Below are 25,945 nucleotides of genomic sequence, written 5' to 3'. Positions count from 1 at the left end.
GCATCCCGCCCATCTTTATCATAGCTGTTTCTTCAGCTGAGCATTTCAATTATTGAAGGGAACTCTAGAATGGAACTAGAAATTAATATAGTCGACGCCTTCACCGAAACTCAATTTGGCGGCAATGCTGCAGCAGTCATAATTACAAAAAGCTGGCTTAGCGAAATGCAAATGCAAGCTATTGCGGCAGAAAATAACCTTTCTGAAACCGCATTCCTGCTCAAACAATCTGAAAGTGAATACCAGATTCGCTGGTTCTCCCCAATAACCGAAGTGGATTTCTGTGGTCATGCAACCCTGGCCTCCGCCTTTGTGGTCTTCTCAAAACACCCCCAACTGGATACCCTAAATTTTTCTGCGCAAGCAGTAGGGAAAATGCAAATTACCCAAAATAGGGAGGGCGAAATCTTTATGGACTTCCCCAACAGAAATCCGGAACGTGTAGAGCATACCCCAGAAGATTTGATCGATGGATTATCCAGCCCTCCCAAACAAGTTCTGCGTAACCAGCAAGCCTACTTTGCCATCTATGACAGCGAAGATACTATTTATCAACTGGAACAAGATGCAGAAAAATTAAAAAAGCTTGCACCTTATGATGTAGTAGTTACGGCTCGATCGAAGGAATTTGATTTTATTTCAAGATACTTCTGGCCATCCAATGGCGGGGCTGAAGATCCGGTAACTGGCTCTATTCACGCGGGGCTTGCTCCCTACTGGGCCGCTAAGCTGGATAAATCGCGACTCACAGCCTTCCAAGCCTCAAAAAGAGGGGGTGCTCAACTGCCAAATCAAGGGGGACAGGGTTATTGTCTCCGGCAAGGCGATTCAGTACCTAAAGGGAGTTATTCAAATTTAATATATTTATTTCACTTCTAAATATTTTGAAAATATAGGTATACCCTCAATAGGACTAAAAGATAATAAACCCAATCTATCTACTTATAGAAATAACGGTTCACAATCAACTGTTAAGGAGCAGCTATGAATAAATCAGGATCCTGCCTCTGCGGAGATATCCATTTCGAAGTCGACGGTGACTTTGAAAATTTTTTCTTTGCCACTGCAACCACTGTCGTAAGGACACGGGCTCTGCCCACGCAGCCAGCCTGTTTTCAACATCGGCTAAATTAAACTGGATCTCTGGGAAACAACAGGTAAAAGTATTCAAGCTGCCAGCCACACGCCATGTAAAAAGTTTCTGTAATAATTGTGGCTCGGCACTACCTTTTGAAGATAAAGAAGGTGGTTACCTGGCAGTGCCTGCTGGCAGCCTGGACTGTGAGGTTTCCATGGAACCCACCGCACATATTTTTATGGCCAGTAAAGCGGACTGGGACCAGAATCTGGACAAGGCGCTCAAGTTCGACGCCTTCCCCCAAATGGATAATATTGAGAATAATTAGTGACAGCTGTCTGACAGGAGCGGCGCTCGCTAGTCGCTAGCCAGCGTCGCTATACTGAATATCCAGGTGCTTACCCCGGATGCCCATCTACACGAGGCTGAAAAAGAACCGGGGTGTAATACAGTAAGAAGAGAGAATAGCCTACAATCCAAGCAATAATCGCTGCAAGAAAACCGCTGGGAGCTGGGGCCCAGAAGATACGAGCCAACGCGGACAATGCCAGTGCAGCAAATGCCAAGGGCATCAAGCGCGGTGCTTTCAACATACGCCCTGTGTGACCAAGGCTGACTCGACTGGTCATAGCCAGAATCAAACCGCCAATACCACCTACAGCAAATGCATGTAATGCGGGACTCTGCCAACCGGGCGCTAAACCGCTCCAGGAAAGCGCTGCAAGAAAGCACCCCAATACCACCAGCCAGTAACTCAAATGTAGTGACCAAACCATAGGCTCACTCCAAATCTTAGTCGGGTGCCAGCGCAGTACGCGCACCAGTTGTAACACACCAAGCACCAGTGCTAACAAGGCCCAAACCATACGGGGTAGATCAATCACTACACTCAACAGAAGCAGCACAGCAGCTATGTGGGTACCCCACTCGATAACCGGTAGCTTATCGCGCTGACTTAGCTGAAAGCGCCTTGCAGTAAAGAAGGGAATCACCCTGCCACCAATCACCAGAATAATTGCTGTAACCAGCAACAGAGCCACGAGAGCTACCCTGCTCTGCGCGCTGGGCAGCAACCAATGACAGGCTGAAAGCCCGGCAAAAGCCAACATAGCAGGCAATACAAACAGATTGCGCCATTGCCGGGTGCGTAATACCCGTGCACCGAGTAAAAAGGCTGCCAATAGGAAAAATGTCACTTCAGCACAAACCGGCATCCACAGTGGTACTGCCGCTATGAGATAGCCCAAGCGAGCTAATAGCCACAGCCCCGCCAGGCCCATTAACTGCCCCCCTTTAGGTGAGGGAATTCCGGTCCATGTCTGCATGGCTGTGCCGAGGAAGCCAACTATCACCGCCGCAGCAAATCCAAATAACATCTCATGGGAATGCCAGGCTACGCCGGCACGTAAAGCTGGAAGCTGCCAGCCAGAAAGCTGCATTTGCCAGATTAGCAGGGCAATCATGCTCCAGAGTGCCCCACCCCAGAAAAATGGGCGGAACGGCATCCGCCAGAAGGGCGCTATGGATTCCGCGCTAACGCGGTCAACGATGGGTATCACAATCTGTTCTCCTTACCTAAAGGGAGGCTATTTCTCCCGAGACAATTAACCCAGCGATCGCAAGGGCTATCCAACCTAAAGGGCTCTCTCGGAGTGATTCACCTTGCTGTTGGCCAGGAACCAAATTCCTGATTTCGCTTTTTCCCATAAAAGCTATGGGGAATAAGCCACCGCAAGACAAATTAACACCTGAGATTCCATTCCGAGGATTAAATGAGAGGATTATTTTTACCTAATTAACAGGATTAGTTAATAGGAAAATGCCGGGGATTTTCAGCCTATAACCACACAAAAAAATAGGTTTTTCATCAAACCGAATAGTCACAAAAAAAATGAAGTGAGTAAAACCACATAAAATACAGCATTAAATAAAACTTAGCGCCTCAAATAAGTTGAAGTTGCACTTTAACCTATTTGGGGTTCTCCCGAAGCTAAAAAAAGCAAGCCTCTTTCATTATTAGCGTTCAGCCAGAGAAAAACCTCAGTGAAGAAAGAGTCATCGAAGATATGCGGGACAAAGCCTGGTATCTGTCCAGCCTTGTGCCCACACAGACAGATCAGCCTGAGGCGACAGGCCCTCTTTTTGCAGGCTTGCCTTTTACGAACAAAATGCAGACAAGAAGTGCAGCCAAGGCAAGGTATGCATTGACACTGAAGGCCCGGTCAATACCTTCTGCAAGACTTGGAGCCAGGGCCACAATTGTTGTGTTCATCGCCAACCCGATAGCACCGCCAATAATTTGGAACATAAATATGAGCGCTGCAGCAAGGCTGGAACGGCTAGACCCTACAGCGGTGACTGCCGCCGTGGTAATTGTGGGGAAAAATAAGCCTAACCCCATTCCGAGGAAAATCATACCGGGCACCAGATGCAAATATCGACTTTGCTCGAGTAAGCCGGACAATAGAAACATTCCCAAGCCCAGAAAAATAGCGGCTGCAGACAGAATTACTTTGGCTCCCATAATCTCAAATAATCTGCCAGCGATATAGGAAACAATTCCGTAAGTCACCATCACCGGTAACAGGCCAACCCCGGACCAGACTGCGGAGAAACCAAGCTCTTTAATTAAAAACTGGGGAATATACAACAACATAGAAACAAAAATTACGGAAAGCAGTAGAGTAGTCATTCCCACTGTAAAAAATCGCCAGCTAGTCGCTACATCCGCTGGTATTAGCGGATCGCTCCTGGTGTTTGATTCAATCCAGGCAAAAGTTGTAAAGAGCAAAACTGAGACCACAAATAGGCCAATTATCAACGGGTTTCTAATACCAGCATCAGTAACAAAATCTAGTGCCAATAACAAAGTCAATAAACATAGCGATAGGGAAACTATACCCCCATAATCCACCCTGCCTTCAATACCCTCTGGCCGATCATCTTCTATTACCCGCCAACTGACAAGCATTGCAATCAGTGCAATCGGGAAGTTGATAAAGAAGATCCAACGCCAACTGAGAAAGTCAGTAAAGAACCCGCCAAGTAGAGGCCCAACTGAATTAGCAAACCCACATACGGTCATAATCAGGCCACCTGCCTGCCCCGCCCGATCCTCCGGCATCAATTGATAAGTCATACCCAGGATTGCCGGCCACATCAAAGCACCTCCCACCCCCATTAAGGCTCGGCTTCCCAGCAACATCCAGTCATCGACTGCCAGCCCACCCAAAACAGAGAAAAATATAAAAATGCTGGTACCGATAAAGAAGAGCCTGCGACGGCCAAACATATCCGCTAATCGTCCACCAGTGACAATTAGCACTCCAAAAACTAATGCATAGCCGTTTATCACCCACTGGACAGTAGAAATATCGGAATTGAAATGCTTCTCTATAGCGGGAATTGCCACAGAGAAGGCAGTAAAGTCATTGGCGATCAGGAAAATAGCAAAAGTTAGCGCCGTAAGGCTAATAATTTGTTGTCGGGATAACGGTGTTTTAGGGACAGACATCAGTTATTCATCTTACAGCGCACTTTTTGCATTGGATATTAACCCTTTTAGTCTGGACCAAAAAGAAAAGCACTGCTTAACATTACCTAAGCTTCTTCCCCCTCTGTTTCAGCAAATGTTTCTGTCATCTAATAGGTCAACTAAAATCCTACTATTAACAATGCACCCTAAAAATTAAACATATTAAAAACAATCGTTTTTCACCTACGATTATTGGAAGGGAACGCCAGTTCTCTTTAGTTAAGGAAGTAGTGGGCATGCTTAAACGTAAATTTGTATAAGAGGTATTTAATTCTTTACGTACTGATCCAAAACCATTCCTGGAATACATTACCAATAATGTGCACTGGATTATTAGAGGCGCCCACGATATGGCCAGGAAGTACACATCCAAGAGACAACAGAGCATTTAAAGAGATTGGCGAGGTACTTCAGGAGGAAAGGCGACGATGAAGGTAAAACGGACACTAATTGATGGACGTTACGCTGCAACTGAAATGAAGAACACCTGCACCACTTTAAATGGCAGGCGCTACAATAATACCTACTGCTGAATTGTAAAAGTTAAAAATAATCTTATTACCGAAGGTACTGTTTATGTTGACTCGGCACTATTATAGAAAATTTGAGTGAAAATTTATAACTGGCAGCATTTTTACTGCTGAACTTACTTCCCAGCGTATCCCAAATGAAGCCGATGACCCTTCCAAAAAGCCCGGCAATAAAACTATTGCCGGGCTCGCTGATTGAGTAAAGCCGCTATTTAAACTGCCTCTTATTGTTAGTTCTGGTAGTCAATCGTCATATCAAAGTTGCCTTCCACACACTTTGCATAGTCGCCTTCATTGAGCGCAGAATAGGCTGTTTGATAGTTCACTAATTGACAGGCGAAGCTCTCATTACTGGGGTTATCCGCTGACCATCCCCAATTTTTATCCCAGTAGATATTCAGGGATGCCGCACCACCAGTCTGGAACTGGCCCATATTGGCACATCCTAGCTCTTCATCCGCCGGAATATCCACTCCCAAGTACTCGGTAAAGCTCCGGTAATAATCCATACGGTATTGCGAGCGGTAGTCTTCACTGCCTTTACTACATTCGATAGCGCCATTAACGATATTAGTCGTAACTCCAAAACCTGGAGTTAGATTATTGGCCAGATCAATACTGTTTGGCTTCCAGGTGCCATCAACAACATGCAACATGCTCGGTTTGGGTGGCTGCGGGTATACGAAGAAGAATATGGCACTCGCCAAGTTCAGCCAGGTATCTGCTACCAGTTCTGGGTTCTCCAGCAAAGTGTAAATGTCGCCATACATTGCCTGAGAGAACGGGCCATAATTATAGTTCCAGCTCAGCTGTTTGGCGCCTCGGCCAAAGTAACTCTTGTACCCACCATCGGCATTGATTGCACAGGGCCATACCTCTGCAGCCCAGCTACTACCAGAATCACAGGCACCGTACCCTCCGGAAGTTTCCTCTGTCCAACCAATTTCTCGAATCCAGTACAAGCCCTGACGCCATTCCGGTTCATCCCAGGCAGCCGCATGCGCACCGGTTTCCTGGCCAAAATGAGCAAACATAACTGACAGTACCTTGCGGCAAATGGCATCTGAATCGCGGCCATCGGTATATTCCCCACAAAACGCTGGGAACTTAGCCACCGCTCGCAGAAAGTTGGTATAGGTATACTCATCGGCCCGAACAGGGAATAGGTAATCCCAGGTATCCTCGGAAATAATACTCTCTACGCGCAGCACATTTTCCGGATTGGTATTACGACCTGGTTGAACCGCTTCTACAATCGCGTTATTACGGGTTTCAACTGTATCTTTCACTTCTTGCAGGAGTGAATTATTGGCAAGGGTATTTTCTGCCGCTTCCAATTCATTCTGGCCCATCACATGGCCCGCTGCAGGTGCACAACCCGCCTGGCTGATGGTAACCTCATCAACATCACTAGCAGCAGAGGTGTCGGTTGCGGTCAACTGGAAAGTATAGGTTGTATCACTGTAAACCTCAGATAGCACAGCCTGGGTAGAACTACCTACATAGCTGGACAGTTTTACAGAGGGGCCACTGGTCTGGCTCCAGATATAGCTCATACTGCCGCCGCCAGTGGATTGAGAACCATCCAGAGTGATGGTTCCGCTACAACCAATGCTATTTTCAGAAGTAGAGATAATTGCTGTTACTGAACCATCGGAACCGTCATTCTCTTCGGGCCCACCAGTGTCATCCCCAGCCGCTAAATTCTGTATCGTTAGCTGCGCTTCTTCAGTGCTTTCTCCATCGCTGACAATCAGGCTAAAGACATAACTGATATCATAAGCCGCGGCCGGTAAAGTCACTGAAGTTACAGCGCCGGTGGCGGTAGAAATACTTGCCTCTGGCGAACTGGGGGAAAGCTGGGCCCAGCTATAGCTCAGTGTGTCGTCTCCTCCAGAAGCAGTTGCACTAAGCTGGACTGTGCCACCACCAATGATCTGGGACTGGGAGGATGAAACACTCAGGGGAATAGGAGTGGAGTCAGTGCCCTCACTATTATCGCTACCGGTATCACCACCATTGCCGTTGCTGCCAGTACAGCCATCAGTTTCTTTTAAAATCCAAGGGGAGTCCCAGGTGTTTTGCGCGATCAGAGCATCAGAGGGAAGCTGATCTCCATTTGCCCACCATTGGGCAACAAAAATATCACCGGCATAGCAAACCTCACTTCCCTTTCGGTAATTCTGTCCGGGCTGATAAGTCGCTATTGAGCTGGAGCCATCGCCGGAATCCGGGTTGCCACCATCTGTACCATCGTTATCCGAGGCATCGTCACTATTGGAATCATCACTTTCACCACCGGTATCATTATCATCGCTGTTACTGCCCGAGCTATTACAGGCTCCCGCCCCCTCCAGAATCCAGGGAGAATCCCAGGTATTTTGCGCTGTCAGGGCATCGGAGGGTTTCTGATCAGGTGTAGCCCACCACTGCGCTTTAAACAGGTCTCCGGCATAACAAACCTGGCTACCACCGCGATAATGCTCACCGGCAACATAGTCATCGGCTGGCTGAGAGGCCGCCGCACCCTGAGCGCCAATCATCAGTGCCGAAGCTATAGCTGTGCGAATAAAAAGAGGGGTCATAGAGTCTCCGGTTATCTTTTTTAGGGCTTTATTACAAACACCGCAGTACTCGATAGGGACACCCAGCAGAGATCATATGTTATTGCAGTAAAAAATCTTATAAGAGTTTTCGTGAATAATGTGTAACGGCAAATGGATTTGGATAGCTAAAAGTGTGAAACCGCCTTGTTCTTTCCTAGAGAGGCTAAATACAGTGAAGCAACACCTAAATTACCAGTATTAGATTTTTATACATCACTGAGAGTGAGGACACCCTACCCCATTTTACTCTTACCCGTTCTACTCTTATTAGTTCAGAAAATTGAACTCTTAATATTTTCACAAAAACTTAAAATTTTTCTGCGCTCTGCCGATAACACCCCACACAAGCACAGCTGATTCGATAAGGAAGGCAAGAATTGGTTCCCGATTCGCAATACAGCTTTACCTGAAGCAACCACCAGCAAAAAACAATGTTCTACTATAAGCACTTTAAATAAAACATAAACCCAGAGAGGGCAGATTCAGCAGAGTCACATCAATCATCAAAAGACATTAAAATGAAATTACATTTTTATTTGTTTTTTCTTCTAAAGAAAGAGAGCAGCAAAAGCTAACCTGGAAAAGTCAAAAATAAAAACTTACACATTTCTTCCTTATTTATAAATCGTAATCAAAATACTATAAGACATAACCCAAGCACCTTGTACTTTTTTCTATACAAGGAAATACACCACTTTACAGATGAAAACCCACTCTTCATATCCAAGCACTATCGGCCCACATTAACACCTGTCTAAGCCAAGCTTTCAATCTAATAAACTCATACTCACACAGGAGAAGGAGAGCCTAGCACGGCCCTCATCAAGTGAGCTTGTCCAATAAATAACTGCCCCCAACTATAATTCTGCAAATTGCTGTAGCCTGCCTTGCCGCTTTTCCTCAGAGAAATCACAACTGGTTAAACGAAACATCAGGGAATAATCAGATAAGCAACGAGTATCATGTATATCGCCTGGGAGGAATACACTACAATCACCTGGATGCATAGTATAAGAACCCCGACTTACAAGCTGCTCTTCGCCTTTTACAGTTCTCACCAGTCCATAAGTGGACATTTCAACCTCTCCATGCTGAAGTGCATAAAAAACCCAGCCATTGCCATGATTATGTGGATTACGATATAAACCTTGAGTCTCCACATGCGCCAATAATATAAAGCCACGTTCTGAGTCTCTATATAGCTCAGTCGTTGCCTCTCGATTTTGGTGTAACTTTGCAAGCCATCCCTCGGAATTTGAGGAGCTTGCCAACTTAGCCAGCACTGCTCGACAGTGAACCACGGTATCCGAGTTCAAACCCATCCAGTATTTACGTAATTCTGCAATATGGCGCTCCAAAGAATTACTTACCATAACTTATCTCCAGTAAAATTTAGGTTTAGCTGGTGAGATCTATCGGAAAATAGATTCCGGTAACGTAAATCTGCAATCGATATTTTGTATATTGCGTACTCTCACCAAACAGGGATAAGTTACAACTTCAAGCTCACTTTAGGTCAATAGGTAAATCACTTATAATTCAGCAAAAAGCCTTAACCCCAAAAAAACCAACAGGTACCCTATTAGCTGTTGAGAGGGCAAATATAAAGTAATGACTAATCCACAGATTCATAATTTACGACTGACCAGGATAGATATCGTCTGAGCAATAAAGGCTATGACAAGAAACAGTAAAGCCAGCAGGTACACTTGATTAAGGCCGGAAACTACCAGCCCTGAATCAAAAGAACTCAAATATGACAAGTGTGAGGTTTTTGCAAAAACCACACTCATCAACGACGCCCCTGTAAGTAGCCCTAGATTTCTCGATAGATTTAGGAGGCCTGAAATACTGCCTTTTACTTTTCTACTAGCACCGTTCATTGTAAAAGTATTGTTAGAAGACAAGTAGATCCCGTACCCTATGGCCATTGCTATTGAGCAGACTAAATAGCCAGCTACACCATAGACCTGTTGCAAATTAGCCATCCCCAGAGAACCCAGTACCAGGAAGAACAAACCAATAATCACTATGCTTCGCGATCTGAATCGGTCAACCAAACGTCCAGCAATATTTGAACAAACGGCAACGACGAAAGACCCCGTAGACATCACCAGGCCTGTCTGAGAGAAACTCAATCCTAATGCCAAAGTCAGATAAAATGGCCCAACAACCAGAGAACTCATTACCGAAGCAGCTACCAAAAGATTAGTAGCTAGGTTCGTATACAAAACATAACCGCCCAGCGCGGGCCCAGGATCGCTGCCTCTGCTCAGGTATAAACCCAGTACACCGATGGCAGACAATAAAAAAGTCAATATATTGATAATTCCATAATTATCATTCAGGGGCTTTATCGACAGGGTATAAAAAAGAATTGCTGAAAAGATACAGAATGCGGCAAGAATATTACGTGGATGACGAGCTTGTTCGAGAGCTATGTACCTGGCATCCTCGGGAAGATATTTCTGAGCCAGCCAGTATACGATTACACCCAGGGGCACTTTGACCAGAAAGATTGCTTGCCAGCTGGAAACTTCCAGTAGTAGTCCACCCAATACGGGCCCCGAGCCAGTGCCCACCGCCGAGATACTTCCCAGGAGACCCACTACCGTGCCCACCCGAGCTCTGGAATAGACGTCACTGGCAATTGCCATAGAAACAGCGGTAAACATTGCCGCTCCGATACCTTGCAATGCTCGGAAGAGAACCAATACCCAGATATTTGGCGATAGAGCACAGAGTAAAGTCGATACACTAAAAAGCAGCATGCCGTGAACAAAAATTTTCTTGCGCCCCACTTTGTCGCTGGCGCGTCCGGCAATTGCCAGAGCCGCAGTTAGAAAAATCATAAAAGCGACAATGATCCACTGCGTCCGCGCGTAGGTGGTTCCAAGGTCTGCAACTAACTCCGGAAGCGCAATATTAACACTGCTAACCGCCAATGCATTGAGCAGGGTTGCCAGGCATAAAGCGGTCAGGATTCCCCGACTGGAGAGGTTGCTGGTGGCACCTTTGCTGAATGGTTTCAGAAGTCTTTTAACTGCAAGCATAAAATCCCAAGTGTGGTTAGCCAGACACCGATAAAAAATTAGTGTGCTCAGAAAATACGGAGAATCATGAAAAAAATACTATTTGCTCACCTCGTTAACGGATATACCACTTTTTGCTCCGATATAACTGTGGATAAGCTAAGTGTATATAGCGAGTAACTGGTATACATTCCATCCTTCCCTGCACACTCCTTAGCCCCTGACTCCCTGAGTTATTTGTCTTTCTTTTTGATTTAAGACTTGCCAGGGACCACAGTGAAAACTAGGATACAACTTCAAGTCAGCTTGAGGTCAATAGAGATGGATGATCATCGGGAAATAGATATTCGGGAAGTCTCCAAACGTACGGGACTACCCTCCTCAACACTGCGATATTATGAGGAGAAAGGCCTAATTAAGTCTATCAGCAGGCGTGGTATCACCAGGGTGTTTCCCGGCAGCGTAGTGGAACAACTGTCATTGATATCCTTAGCGCGCTATGCCGGGTTTTCTCTCAATGAAATCGCCTCTTTGTTCACCTATGGCAGCAAACCCAATATCGACCGTGAACAATTACTTGATAAAGCTGATGAATTGGACAAAAACATTCGCCGGCTCAAGGCTATGCGCGATGGTTTGCGACATGTGGCTAATTGTCCAGAGGAGAACCAGCTGGAATGCCCCAATTTCCAGGGGCTGATCAAGAAGGCGATGAAACTGCAGCACAAGGAAGACCGTAAAGTAAAATCCACCAAACCTAGTAGACGAAATTAGCTACAGAGAATATCTAAAGGTATAGTGCTTGTACTCAAGAAACACTGAATTCCGTCATCATGCCTGAATCTTCATGTTCCAATACATGGCAGTGGACCATATAAGGCATATCTGGCATCGCTTCCCGTGGAAAACGTACATATATCTCTGCACTGCCGCCACCTGAGATAGGTACCGTATCCTTCCATCCACACATATATGCTGGCGGTAACGTCCCATTAAATTTAACGACTCGGAACTGACAGCCGTGAATATGTACTGGGTGCAGCATCAAATCACTGCCTTCTGAAATACGCCAGTGAAGATCTCTATTGATTGGCACCTTGAATCCTGGCTCGGTAAATGCAAAGGAGACCCCATTGACTGCATTGGCGGTGAGCTGTGCCTTTAACGGCATTGCCGGAGCCTGGGTAACTAATTGCAATACCTTGTCTACTACTGCTGGATCTGTCCGCCCTGTGGCGATCATCTGTGGCAAACCTGTAGCGTTAATCAGTTTATTGGCCTGAGCCTGCCGGTTCATTTGCATCACCAGACGCTGAGAGATAGGCGGCAATGTTTGTGGTATTTGAGGCAGCGGTACCAACTGTTCTGGTAAGGTGCCCCTTCCCTCTGCTCCTGTAGGTATCACTCGCAGAAATGCCACAGGGCCATCAAACGGGGGTAAACGCATTACCGGCTGCGGCACAGGCAGGGTGATCAAATCAAAAGGCTTACCATCGCGCGCATCGATCATCAGCTCATAACGTTCGCCCGCCGCAATAGGCAGAATATCCACCTGTACCGGTTCGTGTAGGAAGCCTCCATCACTGGCAATCACATACATTGGGCGTTTATCACTAGTACTCAAGCGATAATTGCGCCCATTTGATCCATCCAGAATACGAAAGCGCAGCCAACCCCGGGGAGTTTTCACCTCTGGATTAACGGCCCCGTTAGTCAAGAGGCAATCACCACAATAACCTGCAGCTACGGTTATCTCATTGAAGCGATGAAAGAAACTACCATCTTTGTTAAAGCGGCGATCCTGAATAATCACTGGAATATCATCAACGCCCCATTCTTTTGGCAGAGGCAAAGTATCACTATTTTCATCATCAATAATAATCAGGCCGGCCAATCCCTTAAGCACCAGCTCGGCTGTAGTAGGGTAGAGGTGAGGATGAAACCAGAGCGTAGCTGCCGGCTGGATAATCGGCAGCCTTGCATGCCAGGTCTGCCCAGGCACGATCGGCATATAGGGGCCGCCATCCTCATAGCCTGGGACAATCAGGCCATGCCAGTGGGCTGTCACATTCTGCGTCAACTGATTATTGACACTCACTGTAACTGTCTGCCCTTTGCGTAAGCGTATGGCTGGGCCGAGGAAAGGCCCGTTAAATCCATAGGTAGGTGTGGTTAAACCCTGAATAAAACTCTGTTGATCCGGTTTTACCACTAGATGTATATTCCCCGCTGAATCAGCTCTCAACTCCTTTGGGATAGGCAGTGCCAAACGTTTGCCCCCATTAGGAAGAGAAGACTCCTGAGCCCTTACTTCTGTACCAGTGAATAGCGATGCCGCCATAGCACCAGTACCAAGACAAAACTTCCGACGCGTTAGACGAGACATCCTCCCTCCTTTGGAACCAAGCACATAGATAGCTCTATCCACAAATAGTAGAAAAGCAGGTGCTGTTGGGTATTGAATTGCAGGATAAACTGCCAAGCGTCATTTCAGATTAGAACAAGTAAAAGTATGCCAATTTAAGCGCCCCAGTAAGAACGTATACAAATACAGACAAGAGCAAATCAGTCTTAGAACTTCCATGATTCTGATTGTGGAACAATGACACCTGTCAGACAGCCGGCATACTTAGTCTTGGCTTAGCGAAGCCGCTCGTTTACCCTACCCCCTTTTGTGCAGTTCCTGGCAAAAGCAGTAGCTGTGTAGTCCTCTAAGCCGGATAAATGTCTTCCCAATATGCCGTTTTTAGTTCTCTCCATCCTGATACAAGTCGCTTTTGTTATTCACGTACTGAAGACCGGGCGCAATACCACCTGGATATGGATCCTGGTCATGCTGCCTTTGGCGGGACTTATTGCCTATCTGATTTTAGAAATATTGCCAGAAATGAATAATTCCCGAAACGGACAAAAAGCTCGTAGAAAAGTCCAGAAACTGATGAATCCAAATCAAGATATCAATCAGGCAGCACAAAATCTGGCCAAATCCAGTAGCATAAAAAACTATATAAAAATGGCGGAGGAGTGCCTTGAGAAGGGGCTGAACCAGGAAGCCAAGGACTTATATCAAAAGAGCTTGCAAGGCCCCTTTAAGGATGACCCTCAGATTTTGTTCGGATTAGCTCGATGTCTATTTTTGCTCAAAGAATTTAACAACTGTAAGGAAACCCTGGATTTTTTGATAGACAAGAGTCCAGAGTTTAAAGATCAGGATGCCCATCTACTCTATGCTCGCACCCTGGATGCCTTACAGATGATTGCCGAGGCTGAACATGAATACGAGACACTGTACAGCTATTATAGTGGGCCCGCCGCAGGTCTTTACTATGCAATCTTTTTAAAAAGGCTTCAACAAGGAGATAAAGCTATGAATATACTGCAAAGAATCCTAAAAATGCAGATGAAACAAACAGTTTTTACCGCAGCATCCATAAGGATATTCTTAAGCAGGCTAAAGCAGAACTGTCAGGATAAGGCATAAAGCAGGAAATATTCTTACTCCTAAATACTTTGTTCTAAAGAAAGTAACTCTTTTCTAATACTGGAGCTTGGTAAGTGATCCCGGCTGTTGATGTAAACTATCTGGAGCAGCTACCCCGTAAAGAACAGACACGAAAATAAAAAAACAACCAAGCACAAACGAGGACTACTTTGCATTTTAGCTCTAATCAAGGAAAACCAACTACAATCGCAATTTATTGTGATTGATAACTATGTCACACTGGGTTCAGAGCTGCAGCCCGACCTAAGGACCTATCTATACCAAGTGCTAACATATAAAGTCCCAATTATCGGATCCGCCAAAAAACGATATAAAGGGACTCCAGGCAAAGCTGACACTCTACGAGGTAATAGCATCAAGCCATTATATATAAGTAGTTTTGGTGTTGGCCTTACAACCTAAAAACCTCATATCCTACAAGGTATGGCCAATACAGAATACCCTCACTTTTGAAACTGGTAGATAGAGAATGCAAGCACTATCCGGTTAGCTGGTCCAAGGAAAGGATGCCCTAAAAGTAGTGGCCAGCAGCCGAACATCGACTGCTGGCCATTGCACTCGTACAGCACAAACCCCATCCCCGGCAAACACTCTAGCAGATAACATCATTCCCCAGAGTTTGTTCAACCCTGCACAGGCAGGGAAACATCCACACTCCGACTAACGATTTCTCCATCGTCGGTTCATCCCCGTGGGCACAGGGAAAGTTCAAACTTTGAAGATTTAGTAATCAGCTAATTATTTACGTCGCCAGAAATAGGCGCGATAACTTACCACTAGAATTATGAAAGTGCATTACCCCTAAATAGGTAATTCAACACAAGGAGGGAAATTATTAAAGCCTTAGTCGAGTTTTATCAACTGCCTCCAGACCATTGAGAAGCTCACGCCTTAGGCTAAGCTATTGCTCCCACAGTAAACTGACCCCGCATAGCGGGGAACATATTGGCCTTCATCTGTATTTTAAAAATACTACCGGCTAAACCCCACCCATGTGGGGAACACACCTGGAGAAAATCAATCGGGATTGATTTTATCGGTAAAGCCCTGCCTGAGCTGGGAAATTGACAATACTTGTTTCATACTCGAGAAAGTGTCTAATATATACGCCCTCATCAAAAAAACTCAGCCTGCAAATACTCCACTCTTCTAAAAGTCAAATGCGGCGTATCAGCATCAAACCACAACCAAATGCCTTGGCCGGACCAATACCCGTACAAATCTTCTGTAAGAATAACTCTGGATCAGTCACCAGCAGTTCTCCACGATAATCTACTGAGCAGAAACCAGCACCGCGTCCTTTTTTCGGCAGAAGGTTCCAGCGATAGCCATTACTGTGAAGTTTTGGAGGGTAAATATCAAAACCCATGCGCGAGCCCCTATCAATCAGCCAGTGACGAGAAGCTACCACGGATACCTCCTGGAGCCGGGATTCTATTTGCCCACCTGCATAGAAACCTGGTTTTGCATCCAGTAGGCGCTGTTTCAACTCTCCCTTTCTTCCGCTTTGCAAAAGTGAATGAGTTTTACATTGATCACGTAACCAATGATATTGGGCATCCATCAAAATATCATGACGCTTACCTCGGCCAGCCACAGCCGACTTTCGTGAAATAGTAGGGTTGGCTCGCAGGCGAAACGCCAGCCGATCCCCGGCCTGTAACCGAGGTATAAAAGCTTTACTCTCTACACTAAACAGCGACCCATCTCTAATCGGCTTCTTCCGAGAAAGCAGGTAAAATACTGGCAGACTTCGCTCACTCAGGAGCTGCTCACAGGCTGATTCCTCACGAAACAGAAAACGCTCGCTACCATTGAATAACTCCCATAACATCTGATGGATACCGTAGCTGTTATTTTTCAACAGGGTCGCCAATTGCGCTTGTATGGCTAAACTGGAGGACACTTGAATTCTGGATAAGTACATAGCCACTTCCTTATGAACGCCAGTGATATTCCATACGCGGCTGGAACTGCCAGCGCTTGCGAGATAGAGGTTCGTCCAGGCGACTCAATTGCTGCACAGCTCCCAAGGAAAACTGTTCATCTTCCTGTGAAAAATCCTCTATATCACCCTCCCAGTAGTATTGGCTAGGCAAATCATCAGGTCGCCAGCGCTCCTGCCTTGCCCATGTAAGTTGATACTGCAAGACGTCAGTCAATGGGTACAGATCAAGTGCATGCCGAAAATTCTCAGCCTCTATTAAATGAGCAGCAGTGGGTACCGACAAAGGAAAAGCCTTACGCCCCAGATACAGATGAAACTTGGGGCGAGCCAGTGCCCCAGCCAGATCTTTCAGCGACCAATGCGCGCTCTCTGTTGCTTTAAGAGCGACCAATACTTGAGCATCGGCTAAGTATTCGCGTTGAGACAAGATAGTGCCCAGCCGGCTGCAGCCCACTACCAATTCGTCCCTACGTGTGCGATAACGGAATTTACCGGCACTGTCTGGAGCTTGTATTGTATGAAAGTCTCTTTGCAGAACTCCCGAGTTAACTATTTTTATTGCCTGACAATACCCTCTCGCCAACTCCAACTGCTGTGTTTCCTCTGATCTCTTAATACCCAATGCTGCACCAAGCAAACCTGCAATAGCTGACTTACTGGGATAACAAGCACTGTGCCTGATTCCACCAACTGCAACCTCTCCCCAGGATGCCATGGCGCCATAAAGGCAAAATACCAAGTGTTCCATAAAGCCACCTATTCGCTAACGAATGCCAGCAACTCTCGCAGGCTACCCTGCCCATTTACGGCATTGAGAATATAGCGGCTGTCAGCACACTGGCCATATACCTTGTCGAAATTATGCAGTTGTCCTTGCAGCGCATCAATCGCCTCCTGAGCGTAATCCTCGCTATAGCGATCCACGGGTTTTAAATAGGCTACGGAAAGTGATCGCGGCTGCTGATCGCCGACTTCAGCGAGCACATAAGAGGCATATGCACGGCTGGCATAACTGTTTTGTTTTCCGGCAGGAGCAATTTTGAGAATTGTTTCAGTCAAGGCTGCAAGTGTACGATCGGCAAGTGATTTATCTTCACCAAGGTTATCAATCAGCTGCTCTTTGTTGATACAAATATAAGAGTAGAAAAGTCCTGCGGCAAAACCGGCTTCTCCGAGGTGAGCTGCACCATTATCCTTACCATGATTATTGAGGTCGTCCACTGCGGTAAAATAATCATCCTCAATGACTACAGAATGTACTGATAGTGCATGAGCCACTTGACAAGCGGCTTCGATATTATAAGCAGGCTTGGAGGCGAGCATTCTACCAAACAGGGCGATATCTACCGCCATATTTTCTCTACGCAGTAAGTCCAGCTCAGATTTTTCCGGCTCACGACCTTCTGCTGCAAGTTTGTGTAACAGATCCTCAATACCCTTTTGCTCAGCCAAACTCAGGTGCACCAGCTGCTCAATTTCGAGATCCGCACTTGGATTATCTTTTTCCGACTTTTTTAGTTTGCCAAATTGTTCCGCTATCCTCTGAGCCCATAGTTTTGCTTTCTTCTCTGCTACTCCCAGCCTAAGTAACTTTTCAAAAACCAAAACACCTTGTCGCTTACTGCGCGTTCCAACTAAGCCATTTTCTGCCTCTCTCCCTAAGGCACGCTGGAATAAATCTGAAGTGCGCCAGTGACGTTTTAGACTCTGTGAGGATATGCGAAGTCGATCATACCCCCCATTTTGGCAGTTTTTGGTCTCCCTAAATCATCCCGGTTCAGATTAGCTGGTGGATAGGCAGTCAAAACATGTAATTGGATAAACCGACTCACTACTCTCTCCTTGTTTTGAGACGATTGTTCGCTCAAAAGCACTCACGCCAGCTTTGATACCGATAAGAACTCTAAAGGAAGTTCATAATTTGAAAATCAACTCGCTGACTATAAAATATTAAACTTGAGACTAACTAATAATCTAACAGCCTTGCGTAATAGTCCGTTGCCCAACGAACAGCCAATCGCTCCCTTACATTTCGCACCGGTGCCACTCGCCTTTCATGCTGCCAATGCAACAAATCATTAGCTAGACTGGCGATATCTGCTTTTCCACTAAGTAATCTTAGAGCCCTGACCAGACGTCGATAAAATTCAGGAGTGTCTCTACTCCGTTGCAGTTGGGAAAAGCGCATCTCACTCATCACCGGCCGTCCATTTCCTTCATCAACAGTAGCTAGAGAATGAGCAATTGTTTTCGCCACATCTCTAGGAGTATCACTGCTAACGTGAGCAGCCAAAGTCGCTACAAGTGCAGCATCCTCCAGACGAATATCTTCGTTGTTTTGCCAACGGTCGGGCATTGCCTTCAAAAAACGAATGAATGCTGAAGTAACCAAAGCGTCCATTGGTTCTACAGCACGCCGTAGCCGCGCACGGTCTGCGCGTCCCTCTAACGTATTGAGCCAGGTATGCCATGCACGCAGTTTCGAAACATCTTCACTTTTGAGAAATTGATAACTCGCCATCACGCTCTCTCCTTGCTCAAATTCAGCGTCACTATCCAGTAAATTCACTCTGGCCATACGACTTAACTTGGCTTGTAGACCCTCCCTAGCTCCAAAAACTCTTTTCTGATTTAAATCTTCTACAAAATTGTCAAGTATCCACCGATCAAAACTTTCTTCTGCAACAGTTTTAAGAGTCCTGTACCAGCTTGCTATCATATTTTGTGACACAGATTTTAGTTCTTGAGAGTGTGTGGAGAGGATGCTCAGCATTTTGTAAAATTCCGGCTCAGTAATTCTCCAGAAATTTCGATCAATAAATAAAAGATTGCCTTTAGCTTCTTTATATTGAGGAAACCACACAGATTTGATATAAAAGCGCAGTGCCTTTAACACATCTCTTGCCATCTTTATTAGCAAACTTACTTGCTCAACAAAATGCACTTGTTCGTGCTGCTTTACTAAAATTACAGGCATTTGGTATTCGGACCAATAGCGGGCCTTCATGTTGTCCATGTCATATCCAAAGCACCACAAACTCAGATGATTACCACCAGTCTGTTCATTAATTAATTCACCATACTCCTTATTAAAATAATGCACAGTTGCACTGGCACGATCACCTAGAGTATCGTCATGCCATAACAGGCCAAGCCAGCGTTGATAACCGATTGCATCCCGCTGCCCCTTTAAACTGATTGGTGGGCTCTTTTTCTTTGGATTAAATCGATAGGGTGTTAACGGATGAAGCCAAGCACCATCGTAATTGACACCATAGTTCTTGGATATAAAATGACTAAGTAAAGAAGAAGAGTGCTCGCCGCATAAGTCGCATGAGCCAATATGTAATGTCGCCAGATCCAGGCGAATCCTTCGAGGCATGGACCAGTACATTTGCAAAGGGTGTGTATCTTCGGGGTAAGTAGGCATCCCGTTGGTGTTGGAAAGTCGTGTAGGAGCCAGCCAAGGAAAAACACTGGTATCCTTATTACTCGGCCTAGTGGGTATTTCCTCCATTGGTAATACATTCAGCCAGAGCTTTTGCCAGAGACTACTTTCATCTGAAGACGACATTAGCAGCGTGGTTAAAGGGCCCCCGCCACGCAGGCTGGTTCTATGCCCCAGCCCACCTGAAGGGGCATTAATCTGCAAGGTTAAAAGAGCAGTGGCAACACAGCTAGGACACATACCTTGAACCTGGTTACACTTAATAAAGTGATCCAAATTTGCCTTACAGGTTTTATTACCGGGCGCTTCAATCAATAAGGAGACAACCGGCTTGGACTCACCAGTAACCAAACCCAGATCCTGCATAAAAGCTGGCTCGGTCCAAGCCATTAACTCAAACACATTTTCATAGTATGAAAAAACAGCTTTGAGTGACTCTGGTGAAGGGGATTCCTGATATAGCCTCCCCCAAGAATTCACATTTCTCGGTGCAAAAGTAGTCTGTAGCAGGCCAATCAGAAACTGATACAAAGCCCCGCGAAAATCTGCACGTACTGTCACAATATCAAGGATCGCATTATCCCGATCCGTAATCTGCCAAGGGGTGACTTTAACTCTTGCTCCATCCTGACGAATTACCGGTATCCATGAGTCACTAATAAGATTCACTTTGATCCTCCCTGATCAAATACTATCCAGTTTTATTGCAGCAATATTACCAATCCTTTTCATAAGGACCAGAAATTACATTCACCTTGATACTTGGAGGTCTCGCTATAAATATTTGATGGCCTATCGGCTCTCACTAATAGACATTCTAAATTTAATTGATTCTTCTCCCAATAAAATGATCTATCTCAATTAATAGGTATTTTTTTCGTTTATTGACCAGGGCTCTTCATTAATTTAGCAGTAGAGTAACTGTCCAGTTCATTAATATTGCCCTCCTATAGAGACCGAAGTCATTATGGTTATTGGATATTGAACTCACGCCCCTTAAAGTGATGCTATTATTTTCACTAGCTCATCGAGGATTTTGGCTGGTTGGATTTATAAGGCTTATATTAAAAGTTTTAAGCTTCTATCAACGGCCAATGTAAACACCCCTTAAATCTTAAAGAATCTCATTAATCATGGCTTCAACAAACAGGCTTAATAAAAATAAATAATTCTAAAACAGGACCAAGTGGCAACCTTAAGAGATTTTTGAAAACGCTCTTAACTTTTATAAACTACGATATACAGACGATCTATCTAAGACATGTGGTTAAGACATTGCCCCCCAGCAAGCAACACCACAAAATTAAGAAAAATAAAATTTATTCATATAATTGCATTATGCAACTATCAGGGAGTAGTGGCGCTCGAGCGCATTGAAAATAGCAGCTTTATTAAGCTCATGTTCTTATTAAGTGCCAAGCTAATTTGAGATACAACTAAAACCCAAGCTCTACAACTCCATACCAAATATTAAGTAATTACTCAAAGATAGGGGTCTCATCCTTTTCTCAATACAAGGTAATTTTAGATCCTCAAAGGGTTTAACTTGGGTCTTATAATAAGTCCACAATCAGTAACGGATATTACATTGAAACAGAGTCCGACTATAGGATAGCCGGTATTTCTACCGGCACTATCAATCTACGAACTAAAATACCTCGTAAATATAAACTTCTAAATCTACATCTTGGATCACGTCCATATCACCCTGAATATCGACTGTTAAATTATCGCACTTGCCTTCTGTAATTAAGGTATTATCGATAGTTAAGATTACCTCTTTACGCAAATCTGAAATAGGTACGTTGGTGTAGATATTCTTGTTGTCCCTATCAGCTCCTATTGCAATTTTGCTACCATCCTCAGCAATACAGCTAGCTGTCATCCTGATGTCATAAACAAAATCATAGATCTTGGGACGATCCATGGTATAACAATTTTCTCTGGCGTATGAAGAGCGACAAATGACGTCTGGTTTAATTTCTCCTAGACCTGATACGACTGCGGTAATATCAAAGGTAATTTCCTGTCCACTGTCACCGAAGATTTCAATATTTGCAATGCGCCGGGTATCTGAACTATGGGAAAAATCTGTAACACTATGCTTAACACCAGCAATTGCAACCACTTCCGCAAACAATGGGCTGGAGAGCAAAAAAGCCAACACCAATAACATAACTTTAAAACACTTCATTTTTTATCCTTAAAAAATTAACATACGCAGCGGCAGTATAAATACCCTTTTATTTACTAACAAGTAAATATCGAACTCAGTCAGCTCAATTACATTGACGCACTATAAATCAAAGGATTTCAGTTCAATTATCATTTATGGCGCTGGCAATTAAACGCTGAACTTCACCCCTACTTTACTCTTAATAGAATGTACCGCGGTGCCATTTAGAAATAATCAGACTGGGGAGCTAATTTTACTTAGCTAAACAGAAGAGTTCGGGTTGCTCTCACTCCGAAGAGCACATTAAAGTTTGATTCTATCTGCTGACTTGTAAGAAGCCCCAAGTGCGAACCCTGCAAGTCCCTGGCATAGCTACATAATGAATAACGGCCTCACTTCTTGCAGGGAAAATTTACCTATCTATCATTGGGTGCTAGATAGCCACATACTGTTCGCTAAAGCCTGCCGTCAAACTAAATTATTGACTTACGGATTCTTGAAGTGAAAGTACAGTAACTAGTTTCCCAGCTATATTTAGCTCCGCCAAGACAATTGTGGAACTATGAGCAAGTTTGCCAAACTGAACGGCATAGCAACAAATTCAGCGAATATCCCGCAAAACCCGTAGAGCAACATGCATTACATCCCGCTCCTCAATATGACGGACAACAGAAATTTCATCTTGGGAATGCAGGTAGGTGTTAGGCCTTTGCCCAATTTGAAAGAAGGTATTATTTCTTAACCTGGCTCGCACATGATCGGCGATCCCTTCTGCCTAAATCCCTTTTTGATAATTTCATCACTCTTCCACAGCGGCAGAAAAATTTCAGTCTATTCGAATCTCACCTGGTGTTTTTCAATGTGCTTTCTACCAAAAGAGGCACGTCTCCTACGAATAGCAAATTTATTCCTGCAACTTTTACTACTTCTGCTATAGGCAATCCCGGAGCCAGCGTTCATTGCTTTGCCTGGAATCGGCATCCACGCGGCCAATACTTTACTCCAGTAGATTTGAGCACAAGCACAACCCCTGGCCATCTGTTAGCCACTGGTCCTTGTCGCTTGGTTTGACCTGCTTGGTTTGGGCATTCAGAGCCATAGTGGTGTTACCAGTTTCTAAATTGAACCAGGTAGCACCAAATATAGCACCGGATGACAACGAACAAGAGCGGGGGCTGTACCCTCCAGATAGCAAAAAGCCCGGATTTACCGGGCTTTCTGGATGATTCCGAACTTCTTCGGATCTTGATGTGGTGCCCAGGGCGGGACTTGAACCCGCACGAGCATAGCTCACTACCCCCTCAAGATAGCGTGTCTACCAATTCCACCACCTGGGCTTAAAATTTACTGCTGTTCCTCATTTTCCTGATCAGCTTCAGACTCTGTGGAGTCACTGTCAGTGGGAGCCTGGGGAACATCACCAGATTCCAAATCTGCTTCGAGTTGCGGGATATCACTTTCGATTTCGGGCAACTCTGTAGCAGGGGCGCCCTGCTCTATTACAGCAGGTATTTGCGGCAGGTCTGCATCGACATTAGCATCGGCGTTCTGACGAGCCAAAAAGGCCAGCCCCAAACTGGTGACGAAGAATACCGTCGCAAAAATTGCTGTCAAGCGAGAAAAGAAATTTCCGCTACCCTGACTACCAAAAACTGTCTGTGATGCACCCGCACCAAAAGAGGCACCTGCTTCCGCGCCTTTACCTTGTTGCAGCAAAATCAAACCGATAATGCTCAACGCTGTCAGAACGTGTACGACTAATACCAATTTTTCCATTTTCTGGAAACTCTCTGCCGGGGTTGAACCAACCCGTTTTCAGTATTCCCTAACCCACCCGCTGTAATCTAGATTGCAGCGTGGCAAATTGCAGCGAACTCTTTCGCATCAAGCGAGGCTCCACCAACAAGGGCACCGTCAATATCAGCCTGCGCAAACAGCGCGCCGGCATTAGCGGATTTTACACTACCGCCATATAAAATCTGCACTTCAGCACCAATATTACCGAGCTGAGCACGGATAAACTGATGCACACTCTGTGCTTCCTCTGGAGTCGCAGTTTTTCCTGTGCCTATGGCCCAAATTGGCTCATAAGCAACAACAGCGTCTTTCCAGGCGTTTGTATCAATGAGATCACTTATCGCCGCAATTTGTGCAGTAACAACCTCTAGAGTACGCCCCTCTTCCCTCTCTTCAAGGGTTTCTCCCACACACAAAATGGGAATCAGACCAGCCCGCTGAGCAGCAACAAATTTCTTCGCTACCAGCTCATTGGTTTCTGCGTAGAGGCTACGGCGCTCAGAATGACCGACAATTACATATCGGGCATTCCAGTCGAGCAACATGCTTGCAGAAACTTCACCGGTAAAAGCCCCTACGGGCTCCTGGCTCATATTCTGCCCGCCGACCCAAATGCTGCCTTTATCCTTCGCTACCTGAGCAACCAAGGGGAGGTAAGGGAATGGCGGACATACAACAACGTCGGAAGTCACTCCCTCCAGATCGAGGTCTGCAAAAAAATGCTCGGCAAACTCTCGGCTGCCATTCATTTTCCAGTTAGCTGCTACCAGCGGTGTTCGCATGTGTGCTCCTTCAAGGGGCGCAAATCTTAGCGACATTGCCGCCAACATACAACCAAAAATATACGACTTTACCGTATACCCGGCTCAGTCCAGCTTACCAAGCTTTCTTCAATTCGGAATCAGCTATTCCCTATCCGCTCAACCACGGAGGAAATCTGTTTTGCCAATTGCTCAACCAGTGCACTGTCGCGTCCTTCTACCATTACCCGAATCAGTGGCTCAGTGCCTGATGGGCGCAAGAGTACACGTCCACTATCGGCAAGCTGGCCCTCTGCATCACTAACGGCTGCTCTCACGTCCCGGTGCTCAATTACACCATCTCTATGCCCCAGTCGCACATTAATCATGTGCTGGGGTAGCATTCTCATACGCGATTTGAGCTGATGCAAGGGCTCATTAAATTCACGCAAAGCACGAAGTACCTGAAGTGCAGCAACAATACCATCACCGGTGGTGGAGGCATCAGCACAGATAATATGGCCCGAAGATTCACCACCCAGCATCCAACCATTTGCAGACATTTTCTCCAGGACATAACGGTCCCCGACTTTTGCCCGCTCAAATGGGATATTGCGCTCTCGCAAGGCCAGCTCGAACCCATAGTTACTCATTAGGGTGCCGACCACCCCTTTACACCCACCAAGGAACTCTTGCTGGTGCAAGCCGATAATAAAAAGCAACTGGTCTCCATCGACGAGTTCACCGTTACAATCCACAAATAGTACTCGGTCACCATCGCCATCGAATGCAATTCCCAAATCCGCTCCCTGCTCCAGCACTGCCTTCTGGAGCTGCTGGGGTTGGGTCGAGCCGCACTCAAGGTTGATATTCATTCCATCAGGACTGACACCCAAGGCTGTGACCTCGGCTCCAAGCTCACGGAATACTTTCGGGGCAATATGGTATGTCGCTCCATTGGCGCAATCCAATACGATCTTGAGCCCATCGAGGGAGAAGTTCCAGGGAGTAGATGCCTTGCTGAACTCGATATAGCGAGCAGCAGCATCATCAATTCGGTGGGCCTTGCCGAGATCCTTTGCGGTCTCCATAGGCAGGCTCAGCGCCGCCTCAATTTCCATCTCTATCTGATCTGGTAACTTGCTACCCTCAGCACTAAAGAACTTAATACCGTTATCATGGTAAGGGTTGTGAGAGGCACTGATCACAATACCTGCGCGCGCATGGAAAGTCCGGGTTAAGTAGGCGATTGCAGGCGTTGGCATTGGCCCAAGCAATCCCACATCCACGCCGGCATTTATCAAGCCAGCCTCCAGTGCGGCCTCAAACATATAACCGGAAACCCGTGTATCCTTGCCAATCAAAATACAGGGTCTGCCCGGACGCTTCTCGCCAGCCATTTTTCCCAGCACCTTACCGGCAGCATATCCCAATCGCAGCATAAAATCCGGGGTAATCGCGCCTTCGCCCACTCGCCCACGGATACCATCAGTGCCAAAAAATTTTCTTTCCATAACTCTTCTCAGTAACGTCAAATACCGCTTTTTTATCTT

At 45.7% G+C, this 25,945-nt stretch carries 16 protein-coding genes, 1 tRNA gene and 2 pseudogenes; 4 read left to right on the top strand and 15 right to left on the bottom strand.

Annotated elements, in window-relative coordinates:
* Positions 1–69 precede the first annotated feature (69 nt).
* Both P3339_RS04195 and P3339_RS04190 read left to right on the top strand, forming a co-directional pair.
* Positions 70–879, top strand: coding sequence for a PhzF family phenazine biosynthesis protein (locus tag P3339_RS04195; protein WP_282952519.1), 810 nt, complete (start codon positions 70–72; stop codon positions 877–879).
* Positions 880–1,109: 230 nt separating this feature from the next.
* Positions 1,110–1,262 (top strand): annotated as a pseudogene (locus tag P3339_RS04190) (GFA family protein); the annotation flags it as partial.
* A gap of 214 nt (positions 1,263–1,476) precedes the next feature.
* Here P3339_RS04190 and P3339_RS04185 read toward each other — a convergent pair.
* From P3339_RS04185 to P3339_RS04165, 5 genes are all read right to left on the bottom strand, one after another.
* Complete coding sequence (locus P3339_RS04185) at positions 1,477–2,637, bottom strand: NnrS family protein (protein WP_282952518.1); 1,161 nt, start codon at positions 2,635–2,637, stop codon at positions 1,477–1,479.
* 557 nt (positions 2,638–3,194) lie between these two features.
* Complete coding sequence (locus P3339_RS04180; RefSeq protein WP_282952517.1) at positions 3,195–4,592, bottom strand: MFS transporter; 1,398 nt, start codon at positions 4,590–4,592, stop codon at positions 3,195–3,197.
* Positions 4,593–5,373: 781 nt separating this feature from the next.
* Positions 5,374–7,728, bottom strand: a complete 2,355-nt coding sequence (locus P3339_RS04175; RefSeq protein ID WP_282952516.1) for a chitinase — start codon at positions 7,726–7,728, stop codon at positions 5,374–5,376.
* A gap of 878 nt (positions 7,729–8,606) precedes the next feature.
* Positions 8,607–9,122: a cupin domain-containing protein gene (locus tag P3339_RS04170; protein ID WP_282952515.1), complete on the bottom strand. Its 516-nt coding sequence runs from the start codon at positions 9,120–9,122 to the stop codon at positions 8,607–8,609.
* Positions 9,123–9,377: 255 nt separating this feature from the next.
* Positions 9,378–10,802 carry an MFS transporter gene (locus tag P3339_RS04165; protein ID WP_282952514.1) on the bottom strand — a complete coding sequence of 475 codons (1,425 nt, stop codon included), beginning with the start codon at positions 10,800–10,802 and terminating at the stop codon, positions 9,378–9,380.
* A gap of 255 nt (positions 10,803–11,057) precedes the next feature.
* Here P3339_RS04165 and P3339_RS04160 point away from each other — a divergent pair, with 255 nt between their 5' ends.
* Positions 11,058–11,555, top strand: a complete 498-nt coding sequence (locus P3339_RS04160; protein WP_245556666.1) for a helix-turn-helix domain-containing protein — start codon at positions 11,058–11,060, stop codon at positions 11,553–11,555.
* A gap of 34 nt (positions 11,556–11,589) precedes the next feature.
* Here the strand turns inward: P3339_RS04160 and cueO are convergent, their stop codons facing one another.
* On the bottom strand, positions 11,590–13,167 hold the full coding sequence (cueO, locus tag P3339_RS04155) for a multicopper oxidase CueO (protein ID WP_282952513.1): 1,578 nt from the start codon (positions 13,165–13,167) through the stop codon (positions 11,590–11,592).
* 351 nt (positions 13,168–13,518) lie between these two features.
* Between cueO and P3339_RS04150 the strand changes: the two genes are divergently transcribed.
* Entirely contained in the window at positions 13,519–14,262 is a 744-nt protein-coding gene (locus P3339_RS04150; RefSeq protein ID WP_282952512.1) for a PLDc N-terminal domain-containing protein, read from the top strand.
* A 1,177-nt stretch (positions 14,263–15,439) separates the two neighbouring features.
* Here the strand turns inward: P3339_RS04150 and cas6e are convergent.
* The 9 genes and pseudogenes from cas6e to glmM form a co-directional block, all read right to left on the bottom strand.
* Positions 15,440–16,210 carry a type I-E CRISPR-associated protein Cas6/Cse3/CasE gene (gene cas6e, locus P3339_RS04145; protein WP_282952511.1) on the bottom strand — a complete coding sequence of 257 codons (771 nt, stop codon included), beginning with the start codon at positions 16,208–16,210 and terminating at the stop codon, positions 15,440–15,442.
* 10 nt (positions 16,211–16,220) lie between these two features.
* Positions 16,221–16,979, bottom strand: coding sequence for a type I-E CRISPR-associated protein Cas5/CasD (gene cas5e / locus P3339_RS04140; RefSeq protein ID WP_282952510.1), 759 nt, complete (start codon positions 16,977–16,979; stop codon positions 16,221–16,223).
* Positions 16,980–16,987: 8 nt separating this feature from the next.
* Positions 16,988–18,063: pseudogene (cas7e, locus tag P3339_RS04135) on the bottom strand (type I-E CRISPR-associated protein Cas7/Cse4/CasC).
* 134 nt (positions 18,064–18,197) lie between these two features.
* Entirely contained in the window at positions 18,198–20,348 is a 2,151-nt protein-coding gene (casA, locus tag P3339_RS04130; RefSeq protein ID WP_282952509.1) for a type I-E CRISPR-associated protein Cse1/CasA, read from the bottom strand.
* A 979-nt stretch (positions 20,349–21,327) separates the two neighbouring features.
* Positions 21,328–21,873 (bottom strand): hypothetical protein, encoded by a 546-nt coding sequence (locus P3339_RS04125; RefSeq protein WP_282952508.1) that lies wholly within the window; start codon positions 21,871–21,873, stop codon positions 21,328–21,330.
* 1,233 nt (positions 21,874–23,106) lie between these two features.
* Positions 23,107–23,192 (bottom strand) — tRNA-Leu (locus P3339_RS04120).
* Positions 23,193–23,199: 7 nt separating this feature from the next.
* Positions 23,200–23,631, bottom strand: coding sequence for a preprotein translocase subunit SecG (gene secG / locus P3339_RS04115; protein WP_020412380.1), 432 nt, complete (start codon positions 23,629–23,631; stop codon positions 23,200–23,202).
* A 68-nt stretch (positions 23,632–23,699) separates the two neighbouring features.
* Positions 23,700–24,434 (bottom strand): triose-phosphate isomerase, encoded by a 735-nt coding sequence (tpiA, locus tag P3339_RS04110; RefSeq protein ID WP_282952507.1) that lies wholly within the window; start codon positions 24,432–24,434, stop codon positions 23,700–23,702.
* 119 nt (positions 24,435–24,553) lie between these two features.
* Positions 24,554–25,906, bottom strand: a complete 1,353-nt coding sequence (gene glmM / locus P3339_RS04105) for a phosphoglucosamine mutase (RefSeq protein WP_282952506.1) — start codon at positions 25,904–25,906, stop codon at positions 24,554–24,556.
* Positions 25,907–25,945: the final 39 nt, after the last annotated feature.

Origin of the sequence: Microbulbifer sp. MLAF003, assembly GCF_030012965.1 — a bacterium.
GTDB classification, from domain to species: domain Bacteria; phylum Pseudomonadota; class Gammaproteobacteria; order Pseudomonadales; family Cellvibrionaceae; genus Microbulbifer; species Microbulbifer variabilis.
Note: the sequence above shows the minus strand (reverse complement) of the source record. Positions and strands in the feature narration are given on the sequence as shown.